Source organism: Waterburya sp., assembly GCF_058530065.1.
The window spans coordinates 1-9,506 of sequence record NZ_JBZNBU010000001.1; the positions used below are offsets into that span (position 1 = coordinate 1).

The window sequence follows — 9,506 nt, forward strand, 5'->3', positions numbered from 1 at the left end:
CTAAAGCCTAAAGCCTAGAGCCTAGAGGCTTTATCTTCTAGTTACAGCTTTTGCGTAATATCAGTAAATATTAAAAACTTATGAATAAAACTATCGATAGTAGTTGACTAAAGATAAATTAGCTTAACTTGTCACCAATGGTTAATGGATAGTAGATAGTAGCATCTAGTCTCCCAAATGTGTAAGAGACTGTTTGTAAAAGAAATATTAAATAACAATAATGGATGCGCCCTACCTTTGTTTTAAAGAGTGGATCGCAAAGATCGCACTCTTTGAATAAATCAGGAATACTTTCCCCCAGTCACCCCGTCACCCCGTCACCCCGTCACCCCGTCATTCCTAGCTTTTATCTTTTGTTTACAAACAGTCTCTAACTAATTCTACTTAGGTACTTATCACTCAGCTTCTTAATCACCTGGTTATTCCATTAATTCCGAAGCCACAATCATCGAACCAATACCTTCATCAGTGAGAATTTCTAGTAATAGGGCATGGGGCAAACGACCATCTAAAACATGGGCAGCGCGGACTCCTTGGGCGAGCGATCGCACGCAGCAATTAACTTTAGGAATCATCCCTCCCGAAACTATGCCATCGTCGATTAGCTCTCTAGCTTTTTGAATATCTAATTTATTAATTAAGCTGGAGGAATCGTGAAAATCGTACATAATTCCAGGGGTATCGGTCAGGAGAATTAATTTTTCTGCTTGCAAGGCAGCAGCAATTTCACCAGCGACTGTATCGGCATTGATATTATATGCTTGCCCTGATTCATCAGCAGCAACGCTGGAGATTACTGGAACGTAGCCCGCACTTACCAAGGTTTCAACCAAGTTAGTATTAACGCTGGTAACTTCTCCGACAAAACCAACTCCTTCTTTTCCTACGGGACGAGCTTGGATCAATTTACCGTCTTTACCACACAGCCCTACCGCAGAAGCCCCTGCCCGATTGATTAGGGAAACTAGTTCTTTATTAACCCTACCAGCCAAAACCATCTCCACTACTTCCATAGTATCGCTATCGGTTACTCGCAGACCATCTTTAAAGGCTGGCTCGATCTTCAATTTTTGTAACCATTTATTAATTTCTGGGCCTCCTCCATGAACTACTACAGGACGCACTCCAACAGAGGTAAGGAAGACTATGTCATTAATTACTTTCGCTTTAAGAACATTATCCTTCATGGCAGCACCGCCATATTTAATGACGATCGTGCGATTGGCAAATGTCTGGATATAGGGCAATGCTTCGCTTAAAATACGAACGCGGTTAGCTGCGGTTTCCTTTAAGTATTCGCTATCGTAGGTCATGGGATTTTGAGAAATAAAAGATTAAATTAGGAATTGGAAATTTTTACCTGAGACTTAAGTACAGAAGGTATGGCTGCAAGAATTTGGGCAGATATTTCTTCGGGGGAAATGTTCGATGCAATCGAGATGGTAATATCTGCTTGAGCGTATAAGGGACGACGAGTTTCCAGCAATGATTCTAGTTTGTCAGCTAATGGTCTAGTTTCATCTTTAGCTAACCTTTTTTTTAAAATCTCTAGATCTACATCAAGCCAGACTACCAAACCATCCCGCAAATAGCTCCAGTTAATTTGTTGCCCAATAATACCGCCTCCCGTAGAAATTACCGAGCGAGTGTATACCGACAATTGGGATAGTACTTGGGTTTCGAGAGAGCGAAAATAAGCTTCTCCTTCGTCTTTAAAGATCTCTGTAATCGGTTTATCAGCGATTTGTTCGATAGTGCTATCTGTATCGATGAACCGATAATTTAAGTCTTTTGCCAATTGTTGCCCAACGGTAGTTTTTCCCGCACCCATCATGCCAATTAGATATACGCTAACTCCTTGTAATAGATTATTCATATAGTTTTTTAGTCATTAGTTATTAGTTGTTAGTCATTAGTTTGTAGAGTGGGCAACGCACTAAAGTACTTCCTATGGTCGCCCACCCTTACTATCAGACATATATAGTTATCTAGTTTTTTGCGACCAAACTCTGGTGGGTAGACCCCAGATATAAATAAATCCTTCTGCTGCTTTGTGGTCGAATTCATCTTCCGCACCATAGGTAGCTAAGTCAGGAGTATAAATAGAATTATCGGATTGGCGACCAACAATTACGGCATTACCCTTAAATAGCTTAATTCTCACTTCTCCCGTAACTCTTGCTTGAGTTTGTTGGATAAACCCATCTAAAGCAGTTTTGAGGGGGCTGTACCACAAACCGCGATAGATCAATTCCCCATAAGTTTGTTCGATGCCTTGTTTGTATTGAGTTACATCTGCCGTGAGGGTTAAACTTTCTAGATCGCGATGGGCGTGGATCAAAACTAACAAAGCTGGTGCTTCGTAGATTTCCCGCGATTTAATGCCGACGACACGATTTTCCAACATATCGATGCGTCCGATACCGTGTTTTCCTGCTAGTTCGTTGAGCTTGGTAATTAGAGCTACAGGAGCTAGTTTTTCGCCATTAATAGTGATAGGAATACCGCCTTCAAAGCCGATGGTAATATATTCTGGTTCGTCGGGAGTATCGGCGATCGCTTTAGTCATCAAGAAGATTTCTTCAGGAGGCTCGACCATAGGATCTTCTAGAGGACCAGCTTCAATACTGCGACCGAGTAAATTGCGATCGATACTAAATGGAGAAGACTTCTTAACGGGGAATTCTAAACCAAATTGTTCTCCATAAGAAATCGCCTCTTCGCGACTCATACCCCATTCCCTAGCGGGTGCTAGTACTTTGAGGTTGGGGTTTAATGCCATGATTCCCACATCAAAACGTACTTGGTCGTTACCTTTACCAGTACAACCATGGGCTACTGCATCCGCACCGTATTTTTCCGCAGCCTCTACCAACAATTTAGCGATTAGAGGACGCGCTAAGGCAGTAGAAAGGGGATAGCGGTTTTCATAAAGGGTATTAGCCTGAATGGCAGGAAAAGCATAGTCGCGTACGAAGCTTTCGGTAGCATCTTCGACTAAAGACTCTGCCGCGCCACATTTTAAGGCTTTCTTTTGAATCGGCCCTAATTCATCTCCCTGTCCCAAGTCCGCAGCTAGAGTAATTACTTCCTTGACTCCCCATTCATTTTTGAGATAGGGAATACAGACAGTAGTATCTACCCCGCCAGAATAAGCTAAAACAACTTTGTTAGCACGTCCCATAAAAATAACTTGCCCTTAACATAAATAAATTCAAGGGGTATTGTACCGAAAAGCACAGTCTTAGAGATATGTTTAAGATTTATTTTTGGCTCTTATGTAGATTGTTCAACTCTTCTTGCATTTTATTAGTTACCATTTCATAACATTTATCTACATATTGGCGATCGCGCGAGGCTTTTTTTCCAGTTTGAGGAAAAGCGATCGGTGGCAAAATACGAATATGGATTTGTGCTGGTAGGGGAATATTGGGTAAAGGACCAAAACTAATACCCCAAGGCAAACCTAGGTAGATAGGAAAAATTTCTGGATCGGTATCTAATAACCAAGGCATTCCCCACTTATGGAATTGTTTCATGAGGTGGTAAATATCTCCCAGGACAAATAAAGTATCGTGTGCCCCAGTGGAAATAATAGGAATAATTGGTACATTTTCTCGTAAAGCTAATTTAATAAAACCTTTACGTCCTGCCAAATTAATTTTATAGCGCTCGCGGTGGGGACGAAATACATCCTGCGCTCCCCCAGGATAGACTAGTAGGCTGGCATCACTTTGTAAAGCAGCGATCGCCATTTGGGGATGGGCTGGGATCGCCCCTGTCTGTTGGGCAATTCTGGCTACGGCAGGATTAATTTTCCAAACTTTATGGTGCATTAACCCATATACTCTACGTTGCGTACCAAAATGACGAAACCAAACATACATACTCATAATCATATCGGGAGTAGCCATACCTCCATTATGAGAACCGACTAGTAAGACTTTTTCTGGGGGAATATGCTCCCAGCCATCACTAGTAACGCGAAAATAATATTTATAAAACCATTCCCAAAATGGCATTAAGGATTTTATTATTTCGGGATCTCTTTTTTCTAGAGACCAACCGTTAGTTAATTTATTGCTATCTTTTTTATTATTCATTCAATAACCTAAGTCTCTGGTTATTGTATTAGAAGTTATAGATTTTTATCGCCCAATGCTAACACCAGAATTCTTTGCCACCATACTTTACGGACTATTGAGTATCGGAGGAGGACTACTAGGTTATATCAAAAGTAAAAGCAAAGTCTCTTTAATTTCTGGTGGAATTAGCGGTTTGCTACTGCTAATTTTGGGAGGAGCAATATATTCGGGCAACGAGTGGGCAGGAAAAGTGGCAGCCTTGATAATCGCTCTTCTAACTGTAGTTTTCATCATCCGTTGGTTTAAGACGAAAAAATTTATGCCTCCCATACCAATGATTTTCTTGGGTATTTTGTCTTTAATTATAATTTTTAGTAGTTAGTAGGGGCGGTTCGCGAACTGCTAACCAGGTACGGGAATAGTTTTTAAAATTTCTTCCACTACTCCCCCAGCAGTTTGACCAGAAAAACGGGCTTGAGGCTGCATAACCAAACGATGGGCAATTACTGACACGGCTAACTCTTGAATGTGTTCGGGAGCCACAAATTCAGAACCATCGAATAAAGCTAAAGCCTGAGCCACTTTGATCAGTGCTAAAGAAGCTCTAGGACTACCTCCTAACTGTACTCCTTCGGCAGAACGAGTAGCATTCACCAAATCTACTAGATAACGTTTCATGGTGTCGCTTACTCGGACTTGTTCTACTTGTTTTTTGAGCAAAACTGCTTCAGCCAAAGAAATACAGGGTTCGATCTGATTTAAAGAATCATTTTGCAATCGATCAGTTAGAATTTGCACTTCATCTTCAGGAGCAACATAGCCCAAACTATATTGCAGGGCAAAACGATCCATTTGCGCTTCGGGTAAAGGATAAGTTCCGTGAGAACCTATAGGATTTTGAGTAGCAATGACAAAAAATAGATCTTGTAGCTTTCTAATTTGTCCGTCTACACTGACTTGAGATTCTGCCATTGCTTCTAACAATGCCGACTGAGTACGAGGAGAAGCGCGATTGATTTCGTCTACTAAAACAATATTGGCAAAAATAGGACCTTCGTGGAAGTGAAAAGAGCGATCTCTTTGGTCGAAAATGGAAACCCCAATAATATCTGAAGGTAAGAGATCGGGGGTAAATTGAATCCGTTTGAATTTGGCATCAATAGAAGCTGCAAGGGCTTTAGCCAGAGTAGTTTTTCCCGTACCTGGATAGTCTTCTAGTAGAATATGTCCTCCACTAGCAAAAGCAGCAAGCAAATTTCTAATGGCAATAGACTGCCCTTTCATTACCTGTTGGATATTTTGATAAATTTTTTGATATATTTCTTGTCCTGTAATATCTCTTGTTATTGTATTGCCTTGGTTGACCATTATTTACTCCTGCGATCGCTTGAACTTCTTTATTTAGATTGCCCAGAAAGCAGGATAAAATTGAGCGATATTAATTAACAGGAGAAAATTTTTCCATTGATTTGATTAGGCGATCGAAATAAGGTTCTAGCTCATCTTGTAAATTAGGTTCAAATTCTTTCAAACTAAAAATTTTTAATTGTTCTAAACCCAAGATCATCGCATCCAGGGGAACTTCCAACTCTTGATACAATTGTTCCATATACCTCAAGCCGCGATCGCTTGTATACTCAGTAGATTTACCGCTAACACCATAGCTAATACACCGCAAGAAATGCCAAAAATCGCGCCAGCAAGCCTCCGCACGCATGGGAGGATATAAACCCCCTCCAGGTTCGAGGATTCCTGGATTTGCATCTAATACGACTGCTCTGGCTTTAGATACTATCTCTTTAACATTATCTCTCAATACTTTTCCCCGCTCTAAGTTGGGCGACAAACTAGGTACGAGAGTTTTTAATTTTTCGATGTTTTCATCGCTTAAATATTTTCCTTCATTATCGACAGCTTGAAAAATTGCGATCGCCTCTGGGGGATATTGCCAACTCTCAAAACTAACAATACGAGATTTTTTGATTAGTTCTTTTACTTTGTCACTGAGCATATTTGTTAGTAGTTAGTAGTTAGTTAAATTCACACCCTATATGACATATCATAAGCCTGTCGCTGCCAACAACTTTCTTCCATACCGTACCTGCCTGGTAAACTAGTACAATTTTAAATTCCATTCCTCGATAGTCGATTATTAAAATAATGTAAATTAAATTAAAGATGTATTGAAAAATGTCACTCACTAATGGATATCCAAGAAATCAAAGAGGCTTTAAATAATTCCGATCCCCAACAGAGAATGAAAGGAGTAAGAGAATTACGTAATTATGAGGCGGATGTAGCTGCACCTTTATTGTTAGATCGGGTTAAAGACGAGGAATTTTTAGTACGTTCTTTTGTGGCAATGGGTTTGGGTAAAAAAAGAAGTATGGCTGGATTTGATGCTTTGCTAGAAATGATTTTAGCCGATAAAGATCCGAACGTGCGATCGGAAGCTGCTAACTCTCTATCTTACTATGGCGATCGCTCTATTCCCCATCTCAGAAAAATGTATGAGTCAGATAATCACTGGTTGGTACGTCGCAGCGTTATTGCGGCTATGGTAGATTTAAACGCTCCTCAAGAATTATTAGAAATTTGTGAGATTGGTTTGTCAGGAGATGACGAACCTGTGATGGAATCTTGTATTAACTGTTTGGGTTTATTTGCCAACACAGAAAGAGAAACTGCTGCCCTAGGATTATTATTACCTTTAGCAGACGATTCATCTTGGCGCATTCGTCTCCAAGTAGCCAAATCCTTGGGTAAGTACAGCACTCCTGATGCGATCGCAGCTTTAAATAAACTCAAGACAGATGAGGATCATCGAGTCGTTGGTGCGGTGTTAGAAAGTCTGATTTAGATCCTTCTTTACCAAGATTTTCTCTGACAAAAGAAACAAAAATAGGACTCTTTGATAAAATACTTAGAGAAAAGTTAAAAAATATTACAAAAAACCTTAAATGAAATTATTGGTAGTTGGCGCAACTGGCACTTTGGGCAGACAGGTTGCTCGTCAGGCTTTGGACGAAGACCATGAAGTACGATGTTTGGTACGCAACCCCAACAAAGCAATCTTCCTGAAGGAATGGGGCGCAGAATTGATTAAAGGAGATCTGTGCGACAAGTCTACACTTGCCCCAGCTTTGGAAGGAGTTGATGCTGTAATTGATGCTGCCACCGCCAGAATTACCGATAATCTCAGTGCGGCAGAAGTAGATTGGCAAGGTAAAGTTAACTTAATTCAAGCTACTAAGGCTGCGGGAGTAGACAGATATATCTTCTTCTCAATTTTGAACTGCGAACAATATCCTGAAGTTCCTTTAATGGATATCAAACGCTGTACGGAATTATTTTTAGCAGAATCTGGCTTAAACTACACTGTCTTGCAGTTGGCTGGGTTCATGCAGGGGCTAATCGCTCAATACGCTATCCCGATTCTTGAAGAACAAATTGTTTGGGTATCGGGAGAAAGTACTCCTATTGCCTATATGAATACTCAAGATATTGCTAAATTTGCCATTCGTGCTTTAAGCGTACCCGAAACCGAGAAGAAAACTTTCCCCGTCGTCGGTACAAAAGCTTGGGGAGCTTACGAACTGGTAAATCTCTGTGAAAGTATGTGCGATAATAGAGCCAGAATATCCCGCGTATCTTTAGCAGTGTTGGGTTTGATGCGTCGTATTACTCGTTTCTGTGAATGGGGACAAAACACTGCAGATCGTCTGACTTTTGCCGAAGTATTAGCAAGCGGTAAACCTTTGGAAGCTCCTATGGACGAAGTTTACAAGACTTTTGGTTTGGACGTGAAGGATACCACTACTCTTGAAGAATATATGCAAGAGTATTTCACCCGCATTATGAAAAAGCTCAAAGAAATCGATTACGAAAAAAACAAAGGCAAGAAGAAAAAAGGCAAAATTCCTTACCGCAATCAATTTTAATCAATTTCGCCAAATTAAATCTAGTTTATGTATTATCCCAGCCACTAAAAAGACTGGGATTTTTTTAATGGTAGTATTTAATTGAATAAATTACTTTTAATATTAATCGAGGCAAGTCGATTAAACCCAACCCATAAAGACGGCTACTAAAATACCTACGCCAAAAATCAGACGATACCAAACAAAACTCCAAGTACTTCTAGTTTTCAAGAAATCTAACAGCCAAGCGATCGCTAGATAGGAAAATATAGCAGAAGAAATCAAACCGCCAATTAGAGGTAACATAGCGATCGCTTCTCCTTCAACGGGGCTAACTAAGTCTTTTAAACCAACCAAGCCAGCTAAAGTAATTGCAGGGATGCCTAAGAGAAAAGAATAACGGGCAGCAGTTTCGCGATCGAGGTTGCTAAATAATCCCGCAGTCATAGTCGAACCAGATCGAGATGTTCCTGGGACGATCGCCATAGCTTGAGCTAAACCAATGATAATACCGTCTCTAACGGTTAAATCCTTAAAGTCTCGTTTTTGATTGCCGATTGATTCTGCTAAAGCCAGTAATATAGCCATCACGATCGAAACAATGGCGATCGAAGTCATGCTGCGTAAAGTGTTTTCATAAAAAGGAGGCTCGAATATTGTTAGTAGCAAGCCAAAAAGAATAATGGGAATCGATCCTACCCCAATACCCACAGCCATCCAGAATTCTTGGGAATCATAATCAGAGGTACGAATTGCTTTAATCATACCTTTGGTAATTTGGGTCAGATCCGACCAAAAGTAAGATAATACCGCAGCGATACTACCCAATTGAATTACAGCAGAAAAAGATACTCCAGGATCGCCCCAGCCAAAAAAGACAGGGATAGCTTTAAGGTGGGCAGTACTGCTAATGGGAATAAATTCTGTTGCCCCTTGAACAAAACCCAAAACGATCGCCTGCCACAGGTCAACTTGTGTCGTGGCGTTTGCCGTCTCCCTAGCAATAACATCGGTGGAATTAGCTACAGCCAGATCTGATGCGATCGCCGAACATAAAATGCTTAATAAAAGACCAAAACACCCATAACAAATTAAACTAAAATATTTTTTGGTCTGCCCAGACATAATTATGTGAATCCCAAATTTAAAACATTTATTTAAGTCTTAAGTGTATCTGGGAATCATCCATAACCCAAGGTACGAAGGTTAACTTTACTACAAAATGCTGAGAAATATCAGAGAAATATTATTTTTAGCTTTGATTTATTAGGATTCCAGGCGATCGACCGATAAGAATGCGATCGCTTGGAATTACAGCCGTTTTCAGTTGAATAGCTCTCTGGGAAAATTTACTAGTTCTTAGTTCTTAGTTCTTAGTTTTTAGTTTTTAGTTCTTATACCAATTCTCAAAAGTGTCTGGAGACATCAAGACATTTATCTCTTTTCACCAAAAAACCACAACCTTTGTTTTCCCTAACCCCTACACCCTACACCCTACACC

10 protein-coding genes are annotated in these 9,506 nt (G+C 40.2%); 3 read left to right on the top strand and 7 right to left on the bottom strand.

Annotated elements, in window-relative coordinates; all coding sequences use genetic code 11:
• Nucleotides 1-419: 419 nt before the first annotated feature.
• The 4 genes from argB to AC33VI_RS00020 all read right to left on the bottom strand — a co-directional run bounded on the left by argB (nt 420) and on the right by AC33VI_RS00020 (nt 4,103).
• Nucleotides 420-1,313 (bottom strand): acetylglutamate kinase, encoded by an 894-nt coding sequence (gene argB, locus AC33VI_RS00005; RefSeq protein ID WP_491780217.1) that lies wholly within the window; start codon nt 1,311-1,313, stop codon nt 420-422.
• 26 nt (nt 1,314-1,339) lie between these two features.
• The gene (locus AC33VI_RS00010; RefSeq protein WP_491780218.1) at nt 1,340-1,876 is read right to left on the bottom strand and encodes a shikimate kinase; all 537 of its coding nucleotides are present in this window, start codon (nt 1,874-1,876) and stop codon (nt 1,340-1,342) included.
• A 108-nt stretch (nt 1,877-1,984) separates the two neighbouring features.
• Nucleotides 1,985-3,184 (bottom strand): argininosuccinate synthase, encoded by a 1,200-nt coding sequence (locus tag AC33VI_RS00015; protein ID WP_491780219.1) that lies wholly within the window; start codon nt 3,182-3,184, stop codon nt 1,985-1,987.
• 79 nt (nt 3,185-3,263) lie between these two features.
• Nucleotides 3,264-4,103, bottom strand: coding sequence for a lysophospholipid acyltransferase family protein (locus AC33VI_RS00020; protein WP_491780220.1), 840 nt, complete (start codon nt 4,101-4,103; stop codon nt 3,264-3,266).
• 55 nt (nt 4,104-4,158) lie between these two features.
• Here AC33VI_RS00020 and AC33VI_RS00025 point away from each other — a divergent pair, with 55 nt between their 5' ends.
• Nucleotides 4,159-4,467 carry a TMEM14 family protein gene (locus tag AC33VI_RS00025; RefSeq protein ID WP_491780221.1) on the top strand — a complete coding sequence of 103 codons (309 nt, stop codon included), beginning with the start codon at nt 4,159-4,161 and terminating at the stop codon, nt 4,465-4,467.
• A 20-nt stretch (nt 4,468-4,487) separates the two neighbouring features.
• On the opposite strand, the gene AC33VI_RS00030 is transcribed toward AC33VI_RS00025, so the two are convergent.
• On the bottom strand, nt 4,488-5,453 hold the full coding sequence (locus AC33VI_RS00030; protein WP_491780222.1) for an AAA family ATPase: 966 nt from the start codon (nt 5,451-5,453) through the stop codon (nt 4,488-4,490).
• A 70-nt stretch (nt 5,454-5,523) separates the two neighbouring features.
• Nucleotides 5,524-6,096 (bottom strand): phycobilisome protein, encoded by a 573-nt coding sequence (locus tag AC33VI_RS00035; RefSeq protein ID WP_491780223.1) that lies wholly within the window; start codon nt 6,094-6,096, stop codon nt 5,524-5,526.
• A 192-nt stretch (nt 6,097-6,288) separates the two neighbouring features.
• On the opposite strand from AC33VI_RS00035, the gene AC33VI_RS00040 reads away from it, so the two are divergent.
• Entirely contained in the window at nt 6,289-6,945 is a 657-nt protein-coding gene (locus AC33VI_RS00040) for a HEAT repeat domain-containing protein (protein WP_491780224.1), read from the top strand.
• 100 nt (nt 6,946-7,045) lie between these two features.
• Complete coding sequence (locus AC33VI_RS00045; RefSeq protein WP_491780225.1) at nt 7,046-8,026, top strand: NmrA family NAD(P)-binding protein; 981 nt, start codon at nt 7,046-7,048, stop codon at nt 8,024-8,026.
• A gap of 120 nt (nt 8,027-8,146) precedes the next feature.
• Here AC33VI_RS00045 and AC33VI_RS00050 read toward each other — a convergent pair whose 3' ends face one another.
• Complete coding sequence (locus AC33VI_RS00050) at nt 8,147-9,130, bottom strand: undecaprenyl-diphosphate phosphatase (RefSeq protein WP_491780226.1); 984 nt, start codon at nt 9,128-9,130, stop codon at nt 8,147-8,149.
• Between the last annotated feature and the right edge of the window lie 376 nt (nt 9,131-9,506).

Excerpts from the sequence above, each read along its gene's own strand:
- AC33VI_RS00020 (WP_491780220.1), bottom strand. The coding sequence starts at position 4,103 with ATGAATAATAAAAAAGATAGCAATAAATTAACTAACGGTTGGTCTCTA.
- AC33VI_RS00010 (WP_491780218.1), bottom strand. The coding sequence starts at position 1,876 with ATGAATAATCTATTACAAGGAGTTAGCGTATATCTAATTGGCATGATG.
- AC33VI_RS00015 (WP_491780219.1), bottom strand. The coding sequence starts at position 3,184 with ATGGGACGTGCTAACAAAGTTGTTTTAGCTTATTCTGGCGGGGTAGAT.
- AC33VI_RS00025 (WP_491780221.1), top strand. The coding sequence starts at position 4,159 with ATGCTAACACCAGAATTCTTTGCCACCATACTTTACGGACTATTGAGT.
- AC33VI_RS00045 (WP_491780225.1), top strand. The coding sequence starts at position 7,046 with ATGAAATTATTGGTAGTTGGCGCAACTGGCACTTTGGGCAGACAGGTT.
- AC33VI_RS00040 (WP_491780224.1), top strand. The coding sequence starts at position 6,289 with ATGGATATCCAAGAAATCAAAGAGGCTTTAAATAATTCCGATCCCCAA.
- AC33VI_RS00050 (WP_491780226.1), bottom strand. The coding sequence starts at position 9,130 with ATGTCTGGGCAGACCAAAAAATATTTTAGTTTAATTTGTTATGGGTGT.
- AC33VI_RS00030 (WP_491780222.1), bottom strand. The coding sequence starts at position 5,453 with ATGGTCAACCAAGGCAATACAATAACAAGAGATATTACAGGACAAGAA.
- AC33VI_RS00035 (WP_491780223.1), bottom strand. The coding sequence starts at position 6,096 with ATGCTCAGTGACAAAGTAAAAGAACTAATCAAAAAATCTCGTATTGTT.
- argB (WP_491780217.1), bottom strand. The coding sequence starts at position 1,313 with ATGACCTACGATAGCGAATACTTAAAGGAAACCGCAGCTAACCGCGTT.